Source organism: Labrys neptuniae (assembly GCF_040797145.1).
In the GTDB taxonomy this organism is placed as follows: Bacteria; Pseudomonadota; Alphaproteobacteria; order Rhizobiales; family Labraceae; genus Labrys; species Labrys neptuniae.
Map to the genome: position 1 here is coordinate 308,384 of NZ_JBFNQD010000001.1, position 16,985 is coordinate 325,368.

Annotated in this window: 15 protein-coding genes; 12 read left to right on the forward strand and 3 right to left on the reverse strand. The window is 64.3% G+C overall.

The window, feature by feature from the left end; translation table 11 throughout:
- Positions 1-9: 9 nt before the first annotated feature.
- Positions 10-1,593 carry a cytochrome ubiquinol oxidase subunit I gene (locus ABXS05_RS01410; protein WP_367622655.1) on the reverse strand — a complete coding sequence of 528 codons (1,584 nt, stop codon included), beginning with the start codon at positions 1,591-1,593 and terminating at the stop codon, positions 10-12.
- Positions 1,594-1,860: 267 nt separating this feature from the next.
- On the opposite strand from ABXS05_RS01410, the gene cydD reads away from it, so the two are divergent.
- Positions 1,861-3,636, forward strand: a complete 1,776-nt coding sequence (cydD, locus tag ABXS05_RS01415) for a thiol reductant ABC exporter subunit CydD (protein WP_367622656.1) — start codon at positions 1,861-1,863, stop codon at positions 3,634-3,636.
- A complete protein-coding gene (cydC, locus tag ABXS05_RS01420; RefSeq protein WP_367622657.1) occupies positions 3,633-5,303 on the forward strand; it encodes a thiol reductant ABC exporter subunit CydC in 1,671 nt (556 codons plus the stop codon). The genes cydD and cydC overlap by 4 nt, the downstream gene beginning before the upstream one ends.
- Here cydC and ABXS05_RS01425 read toward each other — a convergent pair.
- Positions 5,289-6,059 (reverse strand): helix-turn-helix domain-containing protein, encoded by a 771-nt coding sequence (locus tag ABXS05_RS01425; protein ID WP_367622658.1) that lies wholly within the window; start codon positions 6,057-6,059, stop codon positions 5,289-5,291. The two genes, cydC and ABXS05_RS01425, sit on opposite strands and share 15 nt — an antisense overlap.
- Positions 6,060-6,295: 236 nt before the next feature.
- Here ABXS05_RS01425 and ABXS05_RS01430 point away from each other — a divergent pair, with 236 nt between their 5' ends.
- The 3 genes from ABXS05_RS01430 to ABXS05_RS01440 are packed head-to-tail and all read left to right on the forward strand — an operon-like array spanning position 6,296 to position 8,745.
- Positions 6,296-7,312 carry an alpha/beta fold hydrolase gene (locus ABXS05_RS01430; protein WP_149255122.1) on the forward strand — a complete coding sequence of 339 codons (1,017 nt, stop codon included), beginning with the start codon at positions 6,296-6,298 and terminating at the stop codon, positions 7,310-7,312.
- Between the two features lie 15 nt (positions 7,313-7,327).
- Entirely contained in the window at positions 7,328-7,843 is a 516-nt protein-coding gene (locus ABXS05_RS01435; RefSeq protein ID WP_367622659.1) for an AmiS/UreI family transporter, read from the forward strand.
- Between the two features lie 29 nt (positions 7,844-7,872).
- Positions 7,873-8,745 carry a LysR family transcriptional regulator gene (locus ABXS05_RS01440; RefSeq protein WP_367622660.1) on the forward strand — a complete coding sequence of 291 codons (873 nt, stop codon included), beginning with the start codon at positions 7,873-7,875 and terminating at the stop codon, positions 8,743-8,745.
- A gap of 4 nt (positions 8,746-8,749) precedes the next feature.
- Here ABXS05_RS01440 and ABXS05_RS01445 read toward each other — a convergent pair whose 3' ends face one another.
- Positions 8,750-9,538 (reverse strand): IclR family transcriptional regulator, encoded by a 789-nt coding sequence (locus ABXS05_RS01445; protein WP_367622661.1) that lies wholly within the window; start codon positions 9,536-9,538, stop codon positions 8,750-8,752.
- 283 nt (positions 9,539-9,821) lie between these two features.
- On the opposite strand from ABXS05_RS01445, the gene ABXS05_RS01450 reads away from it, so the two are divergent.
- Genes ABXS05_RS01450 through ABXS05_RS01480 form a run of 7 tightly spaced genes read left to right on the forward strand, consistent with a single transcriptional unit; the run spans position 9,822 to position 16,980 of the window.
- Positions 9,822-10,892, forward strand: a complete 1,071-nt coding sequence (locus ABXS05_RS01450; RefSeq protein WP_367622662.1) for an ABC transporter substrate-binding protein — start codon at positions 9,822-9,824, stop codon at positions 10,890-10,892.
- A gap of 30 nt (positions 10,893-10,922) precedes the next feature.
- Entirely contained in the window at positions 10,923-12,431 is a 1,509-nt protein-coding gene (locus tag ABXS05_RS01455) for a sugar ABC transporter ATP-binding protein (RefSeq protein ID WP_367622663.1), read from the forward strand.
- The gene (locus ABXS05_RS01460; RefSeq protein WP_367622664.1) at positions 12,428-13,390 is read left to right on the forward strand and encodes an ABC transporter permease; all 963 of its coding nucleotides are present in this window, start codon (positions 12,428-12,430) and stop codon (positions 13,388-13,390) included. The genes ABXS05_RS01455 and ABXS05_RS01460 overlap by 4 nt, the downstream gene beginning before the upstream one ends.
- Positions 13,387-14,340 (forward strand): ABC transporter permease, encoded by a 954-nt coding sequence (locus ABXS05_RS01465; protein ID WP_311938307.1) that lies wholly within the window; start codon positions 13,387-13,389, stop codon positions 14,338-14,340. Before ABXS05_RS01460 ends, ABXS05_RS01465 begins: the two co-directional genes overlap by 4 nt.
- Complete coding sequence (locus ABXS05_RS01470; protein ID WP_367622665.1) at positions 14,337-15,281, forward strand: amidohydrolase family protein; 945 nt, start codon at positions 14,337-14,339, stop codon at positions 15,279-15,281. Before ABXS05_RS01465 ends, ABXS05_RS01470 begins: the two co-directional genes overlap by 4 nt.
- Before the next feature lie 3 nt (positions 15,282-15,284).
- Positions 15,285-16,586 carry an alanine racemase gene (locus ABXS05_RS01475; protein WP_367622666.1) on the forward strand — a complete coding sequence of 434 codons (1,302 nt, stop codon included), beginning with the start codon at positions 15,285-15,287 and terminating at the stop codon, positions 16,584-16,586.
- Positions 16,587-16,635: 49 nt separating this feature from the next.
- Positions 16,636-16,980, forward strand: coding sequence for a RidA family protein (locus ABXS05_RS01480; protein WP_367622667.1), 345 nt, complete (start codon positions 16,636-16,638; stop codon positions 16,978-16,980).
- Positions 16,981-16,985 lie beyond the last annotated feature (5 nt).

The window sequence follows — 16,985 nt, forward strand, 5'->3', positions numbered from 1 at the left end:
TGATCTGGCTCAGCGCGGCGTGCGGGCGAGGGCCGGCTCGGGCAGGGTGCCCGCGCCGGCCGGTGCATCGTCCAGCACGCTGTGCTCAGACGGTCCCTTGCGGATGGTCTTCACCATCAGGAAGATCATGACGATGAGGAGACTCGTATAGAGCGCCAGGAAGAAGCCCAGGCTGATGACGAGATCGGTGAGGGTGAGGCCGGAAGCGGCATAGAAGGTCGGCAGCACGCCCTCGATCGCCCAGGGTTGCCGGCCATATTCGGCGACCAGCCAGCCGGCCTCGATCGCCACCCATGGCAAAGGCAGGCTCCACAAGGCCACGCGCAGGAAGGCGCGGTTCTCGCCGAGACGATGGCGGCAGCTCATCAGGAAGGCGAGACCGAAGAAGGCGATGAAATAAAAGCCCAGGGCCACCATGACGCGGAAGCTCCAGAACAATGGCGCCACGCCGGGTACCGTATCCAGCGCCGCGCGCTGAATCTCTTCCGGCGTGGCGTTCTGGATATCGGCGCGGTAGCGCTTGAGCAGCAGCGCATAACCCAGATCCGGCCATTGCTTGGCGAAGGCCTCGCGGGCGGCCTTGTCGTTCGGATCCTTGCGAATGGCGTCGAGACTGGCCGAGGCCTGGATGCCGTTGCGAATACGGACCTCCGCATGCTCGACCAGCGTCCGGATACCCGGCAATTCCTTGTTCAGACTGCGGGTGGTGATCAAGCCCAGCACCCAGGGAACCTTGACCTCGTAGCGATTGCCATCCTTGCCGGGCAGGGCAAAGAGGGTGAGGCCGGCCGGCGCAGGCTCGGTCTCCCACATCGCCTCGATGGCGGCGATCTTCATCTTCTGGTGCTCGGTGGCGACATAGCCGCTCTCGTCACCCAGGACGACAACGGACAGGGCCGAGGCAAGGCCGAAGCTCGCCGCCACCACCATGGAGCGGCGGGCAAGCTCGCGGTGGCGCCCGCGCAGCAGGAAGAAGGCGCTGACCGCCATCACGAACATCGATCCGGCAACATAGCCGGCGCTGACCGTGTGCACGAACTTGGCCTGGGCGACCGGATTGAAGATGACCGCGATGAAATCGGTGATCTCCATGCGCATCGTATCGGGATTGAAGACCGAGCCGACCGGATTCTGCATCCAGCCATTGGCGATCAGGATCCACAGGGCCGAGAAATTAGCGCCCAGTGCCACCAGCCAGGTGACGGCAAGATGCGCCACTTTCGACAGGCGGTCCCAGCCGAAGAAGAACAGGCCGATGAAGGTGGCTTCCATGAAGAAAGCCATCAGGCCTTCGATGGCGAGCGGCGCGCCGAAGACGTCGCCGACATAGTGGCTGTAGTAGCTCCAGTTCATGCCGAACTGGAATTCCATCACGATGCCGGTGGCGACGCCCATCGCGAAATTGATGCCGAACAGCGTGCCCCAGAACAAAGTCATGCGGCGCCACACCGGATTGCCGCTCATCACATAGACGCTCTCCATGATGGCGACCAGGATGGAGAGCCCCAGCGTCAAGGGCACGAAGATGAAGTGATACATGGCTGTCGCTGCAAATTGCAGTCGTGACAGATCGACAATGGTGAAATCAATCATAGACGCCAAACCCGGTCCAATACTGGCGTTGCGCCAGTTTCAAGTTTCCCTAAACGGGCAACCCGAGTCGGGCATTGATTGAAATCAATGCCCCAAGCAGCCCGCGGCGGCTAAAGATGGTGGGATTGTGCTTCGATTGATTTTGCTTTTTCAAGATAAAATCTAAAGTGCGCAACACTTTGTGCTGCAAGAAAAGCAATGGCTATACTGGCATCATCGGTGAACCATCGCAGCCAATGTTACTTCGGAATGTAAGATGAGGCTCGTGTGAAGCAGGCAGGCGAGACATCCGGTCCCCGGATCGCAGCAGGATCGAGCAGGGAAGATCGTTCCGCCCTTGCCACTCTCGCCGGTCATGCGCGGCGAGAACTGGCGATCGCCACCATCCTGCCGCTGGTCTCCGGGGCTCTCCTCGTCGCCCAGGCCTATCTGTTGGCTTCGGTGCTGCATCGGGCCGTGGTGGGAGGAGAGAGCATTGCGGCGCTCGGTAGTCCGATCCTCTTGGTCGCTGCTTTGATCGCCTCGAGGCTCGGACTGGGAGCCCTGGGCGAGCAGGCAGGCATCGTCGCGGCCGAGCGCATCAAATTCGATCTGCGCAGCCGGCTTGCCGCGAAATTGTCGGCCGGTTCGCTCGAGTGGTCGGCATGCCGTTCTTCCGGCGCCTTGAGCGCTGCGGTCGTCGACCAGGTCGAGGCCCTCGACGGCTTCTTTGCCCGTTTCCTGCCGGCGAGCATGCAGGCGGCCGTGTTGCCGCTGGCCTTCGCCGCTGCGGTGCTGCCGGTCGACTGGGTGGTCGGGCTGCTGTTTTTGCTGACGGCGCCGCTCATTCCTTTGTTCATGGCGCTGGTCGGCTGGGGCGCCGAAGCCGCGACCAGGGCGCAAGCCGATGCACTCGCGCGGTTGTCGGGGCATTTCGCCGATCGCCTGCGCGGCATGACCACGCTGAAACTCTTTGGCCGGGCCGAGTTCGAGACCAGAGACGTCGAACGGGCGAGCGAGGATCTGCGCTGCCGGACCCTGCGCGTGCTGCGCATCGCCTTCCTGTCCTCTGCCGTGCTGGAATTCTTCGCCGCCCTCGGTGTTGCCGGCGTGGCGCTCTATGTCGGCCTGACCTATCTCGGGCTCGTGGACCTGCGCGGCTCTGCCCTGACCTTGCAGGGGGGGCTGTTCTGCCTGCTGATGGCCCCGGAGGTCTATCAGCCGCTGCGCCTGCTTGCCGCCCATTATCACGACAGGGCTTCGGCCAAGGCGGCGATTGCCGAGATCGAGGCACGTTTCGCCGGCCTGCCGGAAGCCGCTGCCGCAGGAGGCTTCGTCCAGCTTCCAGCTTCGTCCGGCGGATTGCCGCTCCATGTCGAGCACCTGACCATCCGGGTGCCGGACAGTGAACGCGTCCTGCTCGACGGCGTCTCGCTGAAAATCGGAGCGGGCCGACACCTGGCGCTTTTCGGTGAAAGCGGCATCGGCAAGTCGAGCCTGCTGGAAACGCTGGCCCGGTTGAGACCGGGTGCCGGCATTCGCATCGCAGGGCTCGACCTCGCTGCGATCGACGAGGCCAGCCTGCGGGCGGGCGTCGCCTTCATCAGCCAGCGCTCGCGCCTGTTCCATGGTTCGATCGCCGACAATATCAGGCTGGGCAAGCCTTCCGCCTCGGCCGCGGAAATCGCGCAGGCGGCGGAACAGGCATGCGTCCTGGATTTTGCCTTGAAACTGCCAGAGGGGCTCGATACCCCGATCGGAGAGGGAGGCGTCGGCCTGTCGGGCGGGGAGGGCCATCGGGTCGCCCTGGCACGCCTGTTCCTGCGTGACCCCGGCCTGATTCTCCTGGACGAGCCGACAGCGCATCTGGATGCCGCCACGCAGGCCCGCGTTCTGGATGCCCTGATCGGTTTTGCCGCTGGCCGTACCATGATCATCGCGACCCATTCGCCCGCCGTGGCCGCTCGGCTGGACGAAGCCTGGCGGCTGGCCGGCGGTAAGCTGCTGCCGATGCCGCATCCTCATGTCGACAGGCAGCAGAAACAGCCGAGGTGGACCGCATGACCGCCTTGCTGTCCTTCTGGCCGCTGTTCCGCCAGCATATCGGCCGCATGGGTCTGGCGCTGTTGTTGGCCGTGCTGACCCTGGCCGCCGGCGTCGCACTGCTCTGGGTCTCGGGCTGGTTCCTGACGGCAGCGGCTCTCACCACAGCAGCGGCGAGTTTCAACCTGTTCGGACCGTCCTCGCTGATCCGGGGGCTGTCCCTGGTGCGGATCCTTTCGCGCTATGGCGAAAGGCTGGTCGGGCACGACGTCACCTTGCGTCTCCTCTCGGCCCTCAGGGGCTGGCTGTTCGCCCGCCTGTTTCCCCGTGTTCCCTTGCCCTCCCGCGATCTCAGGCATGGCGATCTCGTCAGTCGCCTCACGGCCGACGTCGATACGCTCGACACGGTCTTCCTCACGGCGCTCGGCCCCATCCTCACCGCCTTGCTGATCGGGACCGGCATGACAGTCGGGCTTTTCGTCCTGCTGCCGGCCGCTGCTCCGCTCTATGCCATGGCCATGATCCTCGCCCTTGCCGGTGTTCCCACCGTGCTGATCCTGTTCTCGCATCGGCTCGGAGCGGAATTGGTGGAAGCCTCCGCCGCCTTGCGTATCGCCATGCTGGATCGCATCGACGGCCATGCCGATCTGGTTGCCTTCGGGGGACTTGCGGCGGCAGGGCAGGAATTCGACAAGGCGGCCAAACGCCTCGCCCGTGCCCGCAGGCGTTCGGCGCGCGCCGGCCTGCTGGCCGCAGCCTCCGTCCAGGCCCTGGCGGGGATCGCCCTTGTCGGTGTGCTCTGGTGCGGCATCGAGGCCTTGCGACAGGCCGAAATCGGCGGTCCTCTGCTCGTCGGGCTGCTGCTTGCAGTGCTCGCCAGTTTCGAAGCGACGGCCATGCTGGTGCGCAGCGTCGCCAAATTCGGCGCTGCCGTCACATCGGCCGAGCGGGTGCGGGCGATCGCGCAGATGGCGCCGGCGATCAGCGATCCACACCGCCCCGTGATGCTGCCGAATGGCGCGCTCAGCGTGAACCAGGTCACTTTCGGCTTCGACCCGGCGCGCCCGGTGCTGTGCGATCTCAGCTTGACCATCTCGGCCGGCGAGCGCGTGGCGATCATCGGCGAAAGCGGCAGCGGCAAGTCGACCCTGCTTGCCTTGCTGCTCAGGCTGCACGATCCCCAGGCCGGTTCGATCGCCATGGGCGGCACGGATATCCGCACCGTACGCCAGGCCGACCTCCACGCGCGGATCGCCCTATTGAGCCAGAGCGCGCCCGTCTTTCTCGGCTCGGTGCGCGACAATCTGTCGATCGGCCGGGCAGAAGCGAACGACGCCGAACTCTGGGCGGCGCTCGAAGCCGCGCGGATCGCCGATTTCGTGCGGAGCCTTCCCGAAGGGCTCGATGCCTTCGTCGGAGAGGCGGGCCGCACTTTGTCCGTCGGGCAGGCGCGGCGGCTCTGCCTCGCGCGCGTCTTGCTGTCGCCGGCCGACATCCTGGTCTTCGATGAGCCGACCACCGGTCTCGATCGCGCCATGGAGACGGATTTCCTTGCCGATCTCGCAGCCGCCACCCAAGGACGCAGTGTCATCCTGGCTACTCACGCCGAGATCCCGGAAGGCGCGGTCGACAGGGTGCTTGCGCTCGCCGATGGCCGCCTGATGCCCGTGGAACTAACTGGCGGCTAGCCGAAGATGTTCGGGCGACAGGCCGATGCCGGCAATCTCGGCGAGCCGGCCCTCGTGCAGAATTTCGACCAGATGGGCTTCCGGCAGGCGGATCAGCCCCTGCGCCTTCAACCGGGTGAAACAACGGCTGACGGTCTCGATGGTCAGGCCCAGATGGTCGGCGATATCGGTGCGCGACATTGCCAGTTGCAGCCGCCGCCCATGGTGGGGGTGATGGTTGGTCCGGGCATCGAGCATGAGCAGGAAGCCGGCCAGCTTTTCGAGCGGTGCCAGCCTGCCCAGCATGAGCTGACTGTCATGCGCCTGGCGCAAGGCCGCCCTGGCCATGCGATGGAGCCGCTCCCGCAGACTCGGAAACTCGTCCATCAGCAGCTCCATCTGGTTGATGGGAAAGGCGCACAGGCTGGAGGCAACGACGGCTTCGGCCGATTGGGAATGGAAATCGTCATCCACCAGGCCGAGATAGTCGCCCGGCATCAGGAAATCGGTGATCTGGCGCCGGCCATCGGGCAGGTCGGTAAACAGCCGCAGCATGCCGGATGTCAGGCTGTAGACCTTGCGGCAGGGATCGCCCTGGCGCAGCAGCGCCTGATTGGGCTGGAGAAGCACCGGGCTCGTGATGTCTTCGAGGCGGTGAAGATGCTCGTCGGCCATGGCCGTGCAGAGGGCCTGGTGCCGAACGTCGCACTCGCGGCAGGTTGCGCAGGCCTTGCGGACAAGCGTGAGAGAAGAGCGGAAACCGGCTGCTGCGCCCATGATGAGAACCAATCGCGTTGCGACCACGTCCATGGGTTAGCAGGCGGGCAGGAGCTGAACGACTGGACATTTCGTCCAGTGGGACCGCCAGGAAATTTCGAAGGTTGGCTCAGCGTGCAATCCTAATATAGGAAATAAATACTTCTAATTTGCCAACATAGATGACGCACCCCTTAATTGTCTTCGTTCAATATTCACGATTTTTCTTCGTGAAAAAGAAGAATTGGAGAGGGAGCATGGCGGATTACAGCATCTACGATCTTGGCGATGTCGTATTGCAATCCGGGGCCACGTTGCGCGCGGCCAAGCTGGCCTACAAGACCTACGGAACTCTCAATACCAGGCGCGACAATGCCATCGTCTATCCAACCTGGTATTCCGGCCAGCATTATGAAAACGAGTGGCTGATCGGAGAGGGGCTGGCCCTCGATCCCAATCGTTACTTCATCATCGTACCCAATATGCTCGGCAACGGCCTGTCGAGTTCGCCGAGCAACATGCCGGAGCCCTGGAACAAGGCGCGCTTTCCCAAGGTGACGCCCTATGACAACGTTCGCCTGCAGCATAGGCTGGTGACGGAGAAGTTCGGCATCGAGACGCTGCCGCTGGTAACGGGCTGGTCCATGGGGGCGGGGCAAACCTATCACTGGGCAGCCCTCTATCCGGACATGGTGCAGCGTATCCTGCCCTTCCAGGGCGCGGCACGCTGCTCGCGTCACAATTTCGTCTTCCTGGAAGGCGTGAAGGCGGCGCTTACCGCCGACGCGGCCTTCGAGGAGGGCTGGTATGACGCCCCCCCGACGCGAGGGTTGCGGGCCATGGCCCGCGTCTATGCCGGCTGGGGGTTCAGCCAGGCCTTCTATCGGGAAAAGCTCGATATCGAGGCGATGGGCTATGCCAGCCTCGAGGACTTCCTGGTTGGGTTCTGGGAAGGCATCTTCCTGCCACGTGATGCCAACAACCTCCTGACCATGCTGTGGTGCTGGCAGCACGGCGACATCTCCAAGAACGAGTTCTTTCAGGGCGATTTCGAAAAGGCGCTCGGCGCCATCAAGGCGAAGGCTTTCGTCGTGCCGGCATCGACGGACCTCTATTTCCCGCCGGAGGACAATATCCATGAGGTCAGGCATATGCCCAACGCTGAATTGCGCCAGATCGACAGCATCTGGGGGCATTTCGCCGGCGGGCCGGGCACCAGTCCGGCCGATGTGAAGACTCTCGATGACCTCCTCAAAGAACTTCTGGCCAGTTGAGATCGGGAGGCCCTCATGCTGGTCGGCTTGGTTCTGCTCTATGTCGGCGTCGTCCTGTTCCAAAACGGCCTATGGCTGCTCGGTCGGATCGGGGACAGGGAAGTCGCCTTGCCGAACTTCTTCTCGGGCGCAGTGCTGGCCTTCGTCAGCCTCGATCTGGTGGTGGGAAGTTCGCTAACCCTCGGCGCGGCCAAATCCGCCGCGCTGATTCTCCTATTCGGCATCACCTTCCTCTGGGTCGGCTTCAACCAGATCAACGGCCATGACGGCCGCGGGCTTGGCTGGTATTGCCTCTCCGTGGTCGCCATTCTCGTGCCGATTGCCATAGAGAGTTACCGGGCGGCGGCGACCACCTGGGAGCATTGGTTCACGCTGTGCTGGCTGCTTTGGGCCGTTCTCTATGCCATGTTCTTCCTTTTGCTGGTGAAGGGAATGAGGATCGGTCGCCCAACTGGCTGGATGGCCTTGTTCAACAGTGTGGTCACCGGTCTTCTCCCCGGCTATCTCTTGCTCGGAGGTCATATGGCATAGTCATCTTGCCTGACCGGGCAGGGGAAGCCATGTCGTCGACCTATCTCGATATTCGCTCGTTGCGCGCTTTCGTCCTGACGGTCGAAACGGGAAGCCTCACCGAGGCTTCCCGTCGCATGGGACGCACGCAATCGGCCGTGACCCAGCAGATCCAGAAACTCGAGCAAATCATTGGCCGTCCCCTGTTCGACGATACCAGGCGCGCGCTGGAATTGAGCGAGACCGGCACGGTATTCCTGTCCCATGCCCGCCAGATCTTGGGCAGCCACGACGAGTGCCTCGCACGGTTTGCCCCGACGGCGGCCGAGGAGAAAGTGGTCTTTGGCGTTCCCGATCTCTACGCTACCTTCCTGCTGCCGCCGATCCTCAGTGCCTTTCGCCGGGACTATCCGCATATCCGAATCGAACTGCGTTGTGCCCTGTCGAGGCCGCTGGTGGCTCGTGTGCGTGAGGGCAGCGTCGACATCGCCCTGGTGACGCGCATGGATGGCTTCACGGGCGGCCAGGTCGTCGGGCGCGAACAGTTGGTCTGGTTGACGGGAGCGACTTCATCAGCCCATTTGGAAGATCCTGTGCCGATGGCTTTGCTGCCGCCCGGCAACATTTATCGAGACTATGCCATCGAGGCGCTCGACAGGGCCGGGCGGAACTGGCGGATCGCCTGCGTCAGCGACAGTATCAGCGGTTTGCAGACAGCCGTGCTGTCGGGCATCGCCGTTACCGTACTGATCGAGAGTGCCCTGGTGCCGGGGGTGCGCCAACCGCCCGCGCAGGCGGGGTTTCCAACCCTACCGAGCGTCGACCTGCTGCTTTACCGCTCGGCCACGGAGCAGAGTTCGCCGGCGGTGGAGACACTCCATCGCTATCTGCTCAATCATCTCAGCCTGACGGGCGGCAGATAAGAGGCTATGCCGCCTCGCGCGGGCCGACGGCCTTGCCATGCAGCGAAAGCGCCGCCGTCTTCAGGCAATCGAGATAATGCTGGCGGTTGCGGATGCCGTCCTCGCGCGGGGTCACCAGGCAGAGCGTGGCGGTGCAGCGATCCTGTCCGTCGAAGACAGGCACGGCAAAGCAATGGGTGAAGCTGTCGACAATGCTGTTGAAGGTAAACTCGCCCGCGGCGGCGGCCTGGCGGACTTCGGCGATGAAGTGGCCCGGATCCAGCAAGCTGCCATTGGGCAGACGGAAATCACCGGGCGGAACGAAATCCCGGATCTCCTGGTCGCTCAGATGCGACAGCAGAAGGCGCCCCGACGCCGTCCAGGGAATCGGCACGGCACGCCCGACATCGGAGGAAATCCGGAAAGGCCTGACGCCCTCCTTCATGCGGACGACCGTATATTTGTTGCCATCCAACATGCAGAACTGGGCGGTCTCGCGCGTCTCCGCCGCAATCTGGGCCAGGACCTTGTCGCATTCGCGCATGAAATCGAAATGGTCCTCATAGGCCGCGCCGAGGAAATAGAGCTTGCGGCCGAGATAGACCCGGCCCTCGCCATCGGCATATTCGAGAATGCCGTTGCGCAAGAGAAGGTTGACCAGTTCGTAGACCGATGAGCGCGGCGCCCCGATCCGGGCAGCGATCTCGTTGGGCTTGGTCGGCTCGCGCTTCATGCGCAGGAAATCGAGAATTTCGAAGGCGCGGTCGAGCCCGCGTGTGCGTCTGGCAATACCTTCGTCGCTGATTGAATCCATTTCCTATCCTACCTGACCCGCTCGAGCGGGCTGCCCGCCGCCGTTATTTCACTGATGAACGTTACGGCACGCATCAATGCAAGCCTCAAACTGCTCGTTTCAGCAACGATATTTCGGATGGCGGCTGCAACGCCTTCAAAAATTTCGCCACCTGCTTGTCAGCCTTGAAAAACCACCTATAGTTCGCGCTGTCCGATATTGTGACCATATGTACAGTATATTGTACATCATGCAAGAGCCAAGGCTGCGAACAAGGCCCGCTGGCTCGCAAGAGGGGAACGACATGATCAAGACTTCTTTGCTGCGGAAGCTTACCGATCGGCGCGCCTTGATGGCGGGAGTAGGGCTCGCCGTACTGGCCTTCGCGGCCACTGCCGGCGTGGCTCAGGCTGCCTCGAATTGCGTCAAAGGCGATCGCAAGGCGCCTTATCGCATCGGCTGGGCCAACATCTACTCCGTACCGACCTGGATGAAGCAGACGGAAGGCACCATCGTCAGCGAAGTCGACGCGCTCAAGAAGGAGGGGCTGGTCAAGGATCTGATGATCACCGATGCCCAGGGCAATGCCCAGACCCAGATCCAGCAGATCCAGTCGATGATCGACGCCAACCTCGATGCCATCATCGTCGAGGCCGGTTCGTCCACGGCGCTTGACCGCGTCGTCTCCGATGCCTGCGCCAAGGGCATTGCCGTGATGAATTTCGACAGCCTCGTCGACACCGACAACCTTACCGCCAAGATCAACACGGATTCGCTCGAATGGGGCAAGCAGGCCGCCGAATGGATGGTCAAGCAGCTCGGCGGCAAGGGCAAGATCATCATCATGAACGGCCCGGCCGGCGTCTCGGTCAGCGACGATCGCCGCAAGGGTGCCCAGCCGGTGCTCGACGCCAATAAGGGTCTTGAAATCATCACCGAGACCAACACCGAATACAATGTCGCACCGGCCCAGGAAGCGATGACCAGCCTGCTCTTCGCCAATCCGCAGATCGACGGGGTGCTGTCGCTCGGGGGCGCCCTGTCGGCCGGCTCGGTGCTCGCCTTCGACCGCCAGGGCCGCGACCAGGTACCGACCACCGGCGAGAACGCCCGCCAGTTCCTGGAACTGTGGAAGGAGAAGAAGCTGAAGGGCTGGGGCACCATGCAGCCCAATTGGCTCGGTGCCTTCTCGGTCTATGCGGCGGTCCAGGCCTTGCAGGGCAAGACCATCCCGGCCAAGGTCAAGGTGCCGCTGCCGGTGATCGACGACAGCAATATCGACTCCTATCTCGCCCGCGCCGACAAGTTCCCGGCGGATGGCTACATCTACTCCGACTATGACCGGGCGCTCTTCGACAAGCTGCTGGCGCAGTAGACGTCGAGGTTCGCACGGAGAGTTTGTTTCATGAGCGATCGTCCGCCTTTGCTGGAAGCCCGCCAGGTCCTGAAGGGCTTCTACGGCAATCCGGTACTGAAGGGTGTCAGCATCACGTTGCGCCCGGGCCGGGTCCATGCCCTGCTGGGCGAGAACGGCGCCGGCAAGTCGACCCTGATCAACCTGTTGTCCGGTGCCCTGGCACCGGACGGCGGCGAGATCGTGCTCGACGGCAAGTCCCTCACGCGTTTCAGCCCCGATCTCGCCCGCAAGGCCGGGATCGCGGTGGTGCAGCAGGAACTCAGCCTCACGCCGGAGCTTTCCATCGCCGAGAATATCGGCCTCGGCGCCTATCCCCGCCGTTTCGGCCTGGTGGACTACCAGGAACTGCAGCGGAGGGTCGCGGAGGTCTGTGGCCTTGTCGGCCTGACGGAAGCGCCCGACACCCTGGTCGGCGACCTCGCGCTCGGCCGCCGCCAGATGGTGGAGATTGCCAAGGCGCTGTTTCGCCGCCCGCGCGTGCTGATCCTGGACGAGCCGACTTCCTCGCTGTCGGGCCATGAGGCCGGCATCCTGGCGGGATTGATCGGCAGGCTGTGCGAAGAAGGGCTGGCGCTTCTCTACATCTCGCATCGCCTCAATGAAGTGCGGGCCCTGTGCTCGCATGTCACCGTTCTGAAGGACGGTGTTGTCACCGCCGACCAGCCGCTCGCCGGCGTCGACGCCGAGGGCCTGGTGCGCCTGATGGTGGGACGCGAGGCCGGCGGTCTCTTCCCGGCCAGGACGCAGCGCTCCATCGGCGAGGAACGCATCCATCTCCGTGGCTTTTCCGCCGGCATGGTGCGCGACGTCGATTTCGTCGCCCGCTCGGGCGAGATCGTCGGTATTGGCGGCCTGGTGGGGCAGGGCCAGGAGGATTTCCTGCTCGGGCTCTATGGCGCCATGCCTGCTTCGGCTCGCAGCGCCCATCTATGCGGCAGGTCGGGCCTGTTCACCACGGTGGGGGCCGCCAACGACGCGGGCCTTGCCTATGTGCCCGCCGACCGCAAGAAGGAGGGGCTGATCCTGCCCCATTCCATCGCCTCCAACCTGTTGCTGCCTTCGCTCGACCTGCAGGCGCGGCGTGGGCTGCGGGACAGCGGCCGCGAACGCTCGCTGGTCGCGGAGCTTGCCAGGCGCCTCACCATCAAGGGCGACACCGAGCGCCCTGTCCAGGCCCTGTCCGGCGGCAACCAGCAGAAGGTGGCACTGGCCAAATGGCTGCCGCTCGATCCTTCGGTGCTGCTGCTCAACGATCCCACGCGCGGCGTCGATATCGAGACCAAGCGGGAGATCTATCTGATGCTCCAGGGCTTCGCCGCCGACGGCAAGCTGGTGATCCTGTTGAGCTCGGATACGCCCGAACTCGTGCACCTGTGCGACCGGGTGGTGGTGTTCAGCGAGGGGCGGGCGGTGTCCGCGCTCGAGGGCGATGCCATTTCCGAGGAAGCCATCGTCGGCTCCGCCATGGGCGTCTCCAACCGGGAGGTCGCGGCATGAGCGGCACCGTCTCCTCATCCAACCTCTATTGGGCAGTCCAGCGCCGCCGCAATCGCGGCCTCGGCGGTCTCTACGTGGTCGTCGCCGTCTTCCTGCTGCTCTATGCCTGGCTGTTTCCCGGCATTCTGAGCCTCGGTGGCTTTTCCAAATTCACCCAGAACTGGTTCCCGCTCGCTTTGGTCACCATGGCGCAGGCCCTGCTGATGCTGAATGGCGGCATCACCCTGGCGGTCGGGCCGATGGTGAGCCTCGGCGCCGTGATCGCCGCCACGACCATGGGCGGGCCGGCGGGCTCGGTCGGCGGCATCCTGCTGGTGGCCCTGGCCGGGCTGGCGATCGGCAGCCTGATCGGCGTGATCGTCGCCTATCTGCGCCTGCCGGCCATCATCGTCACGCTGGCCGGTTCCTTCATCGTCACCGGTGTCGCCTTGCTGATCCTGCCACGGCCCGGCGGCTTCGTGCCGTCCTGGTTCTCCGAGTTCCTGGCGGGTGACGGACCGACGGCCTTCATCCTGCTACTCATCGTGCTGATCGCCTGGAAGCTGTTCCTGGCCACGCCGACCGGGCTCGGCATCTATGCGGCCGGCGACAATCCGGTCGGTGCCTATCGTTCGGGCGTGCCTGTGGAAAGGGTGAAGGTGATCGCCTTCGCCATCTCCGGCCTCCTCGCCGTCCTCGCCGGCCTCTTCGTGGCAGCGCAGACGGGATCGGGCGATCCCGTCATCGGCAATCCCTTCACGCTGAACTCCATCGCCGGAGCCGTGCTGGGCGGCGTCGGCTTTCTTGGCGGCAAGGGCACCATGCGCGGCGCCATCTGCGGCAGCCTGCTGCTCTCGGTGATGATCAACGTGATGTTCTTCCTCGGCTTCCCGCCGGTTGCCCAATATGTCGCCCAGGGCTTGATCATCGTCGGGGCCGTGGCCATTCCCGAACTCTCCGCGCGCTGGAGGAAGAAATGAGCGGCCTCGTCACGACCGTCAGGGGGCTGTTCAGGAACCCGGCGCTGCTCACCTTGATCCTGGTGGCGCTGGTCTGGCTCGTCGCCAGCTTCAGCCTGCGCGGCTTCGGCGCCTATGGCCATCTGCGCTATCTCCTGGAACTGGCCGCCGTGATTGGCATCGTGGCGGCGGGGCAGACCTTGGTGATCATCATGGGCGGCATCGACCTCTCGGTCGGGGCCGTGATCACCGTCACCGCGATCATGCTGCCGCTGATCTCGCCGGGCTGGGACGCCACCGGGCTGATCGGCATCGTCGGCGCCTTGGCGATAGCCACCGGTATCGGCCTGGTGAACGGCGCCGGTGCCGCCTTCCTGCGCGTACCGCCGATCATCATGACCCTGGCGATGGCGACCTTCCTGCAGGGCCTGCTGGTGATCGTCGCCGGCGGCAGCGCGGTTTCCGTCACCAACAAGGCCGTGATCTGGCTGGGCTCGGCGCGGCCGCTGGGCATTCCCGCCGGCATCATCCTGTGGATCCTCGTCTCCGTCGCGGTGCTCGTCCTGCTGCATCGCATGCCGATGGGCGTGCGTTTCCTGGCTTTGGGAGCCAACCCGGTGGCGGCACGGCTGTCGGGCGTCAGCGTCACCAAGAACACGTTGCTGCTCTATGCCCTGTCCGGTTTCTTTGCGGGCCTGGCCGGCACGCTGATCCTCGGCATGAACCGCCAGGGCTATGTCGGCATCGGCGATCCCTACCTCCTGATGTCGATCGCTGCGGTGGTGCTCGGCGGCACCTCCATTCTCGGCGGCAAGGGCAGCTATGCCGGCACCATCCCGGGCGCCATCCTGCTGGTGACCACCACGGCGCTGATCACGGTGGTGAACGCCTCGCCTGGCTGGCGCTCGATCATGTTCGGCTCGCTCATTCTGGCCCTGCTGCTGATTTCGGGGCGTGAGGCGCGCCGATGACCGCTCTCTATGGCGGGCCGGTGATCGACCCGCATCATCACCTCTGGGATCTGTCGCTGGGGCGCCACCCCTGGCTGCGCCCGCCGGAACGGGAAGAAAGGGAAATGGTGTTCGGCAGCCTGGCGCCGATCCGCCGCGACTACGGCGTCGCCGACTATCGCGCCGATGCCGCCGGTCAGAACATCGTCGCCACCGTGCATGTCGAAGCGGGCTGGTCTTCCGAATACCCCTTGGAGGAAAGCCGCTGGCTCGAAAGCCTCGACAGGCGTTCCGGCGTGGCGCGGCGCATCGTGGCTCGCGTGCCACTCGATCGTCCCGACGCTGCGGTGCTGCTGGAGGCGGAAGCGGCAAACGACCTGGTCGTCGGCATCCGGGATATCGTCAGCTGGCACCCCGAACCCGCCAAGAGCTTTGCCCGCTCGAAGGACCTGATGGGCGATCCGCGCTGGCGCGACGGCCTGCGCCAGGCGACGCGGCTCGGCCTGTCCTTCGACCTCATGCTGTTTCCCTGGCAAATGACGGAAGCCCTGCGTCTGGTTGCAGATTTTCCCGATACGATCTTCGTGCTCGACCATTGTGGCAGCCCGGCCGACCGCAGTCCGGAGGGCATGGCGCTGTGGCGGCGGGGCCTGCAAGCTTTGGGGCGAGCCGACAACGTCCTCGTCAAGATCTCGGATCTCGTCGCCTATGACAATGACTGGAGCCTCGACAGCCTGAGGCCGGTGATCGAACACTGCATCGCCTGTTTCGGTCCGGGGCGTGCCATGTTCGCCAGCGATTTCCCGGTTGCCGGGCTGCATGCCAGCTTCGCGGAGGTCTACGAGGCCTTTCGAACCGTTGCCTCCGAATTCAGCGCGGATGAACAGCGGGATCTCTTCTTTGCCACCGCCGACCGGGTCTACCGCCTCGGCCTCGATAAAGCTGCTACCAGCGAAACCTGATCCATGTCCGACCTTCATCTTTCCCTCGATGCCATCGATGACCGCATGCGCGGCTTTCCCGCCGGCCATGCTCCCTTGCCGCTCGCCGAAATCGGCCGGCAGGGCTGGAAGCCTTATGACGGCACCATGTCGCTGCCGCTGATGTCGCTCGACCGCCCGGCCTTCGATGGCAATGTCGCTTTGATGATGCGCTATGTCCGCGACCATGGCGTCGCCATCGCCCCTCATGCCAAGACGCCGATGTCGACTGATATCGCCAAGGAACTGGTCGAGGCCGGAGCCTGGGGTATGACGGTCGCCGATATCCGCCAGGCTTCGGTCCTGCTCAAGGCCGGTTTCGATCGGCTGATCCTGGCCAATGAGATTGGGGGCAAGGCCGCTGCTCGGCGGCTTGCGGCCTTGCTCGCCGGGCATCCGCAGGCGCAGATGCATGTTTTCGTCGACTCGGCCGAATTGGCTGACAGCCTGCTGGAGATCTGGCAGGCGCGGGATGACCTGCCACCCCTCGGCCTGCTGCTGGAGGTCGGTGCCGGACGGGCCGGAGCAAGGACGATCGAGGCCGCACAGGCCATTCTCGATGCGATCCTCGCCGGTGAGAATGCAGGCATCAGACTGGGCGGCATCGGTGCCTATGAGGGCGCCGCGGCGACGGCGGATCCGAAGGAAAGCATCCGCCGCATCGACGAATTGATGGCCCTGACGGTCGAGACCCACCACCTCGTCCGGAATCGTGTCGGAACGGAACGGCCGCTGATCCTGACGGCCGGCGGCTCGGTGTTCTTCGACCGGGTCATCGCGGGCCTCGGGCCGGCCTATAAGGGAGATGCCGCCACGACGCTGGTCTTGCGCAGCGGCGCGATCTTCTTTCACGATCACGGCGTCTATGAGCGCGGGCTCGCCGCCCTGGATGGCCGATCCGGTTTTGAACTCTCGGGAGAAACCATCAGCGCTTCCAGGGGCTTCAAGCCGGTTCTGCGCGTATGGGCTGAGGTTCTGTCACGCCCCGAGCCTGACCTGGCGATCTGCGGCATGGGCCTGCGCGACGTCGCCATCGACCAGGGGCTGCCTCGTCCATTGGCGCTCTATCGCGAGGGACGCCGTATCGGCACCCTCGATGCGGCGGCGGTTGCCCGGCTCAACGACCAGCACGCCTTCGTCACGACCGGCGGTGGGGATCTGCGCATCGGCGATGTCATCGAGTTCGGCCTGTCGCATCCCTGCACCTGCCTCGACCGGCATGCCTTGGTCTACGGGCTCGATGTCGATGGCACGGTGATCGGCGCTTTCGCCACCTCCTTCGGCTAGAGCCTCGAAGGGTTCGTATTTTTACGATCTTACAAAGGATTATGATAAAATGATCATGCGATATCAGAAGGGCTCGCGCATGAGCCAGGCCGTCAGCTATGCCGGTCTCGTCCATATTGCCGGCCAGGTCGCAGATGACCGCAAGGCCGGCATCGAAGCCCAGACGCTGGACGTGCTTTCCAAGATCGACGCCCTGCTCAAGGAAGCCGGCACGGACCGCTCGCGCCTTCTGGCCGTCAATGTCTTCCTGCCGGCCATCGTCGACTTCGACGCCATGAACGGCGTCTATGATGCCTGGATCGACCCGGCCAATCCGCCGGCGCGCGCCTGCGTCGAGGCCCGGCTCGCCGATCCGGACCTGCGGGTCGAGATGACGGCCATCGCGGCCCTGTAGAAAGC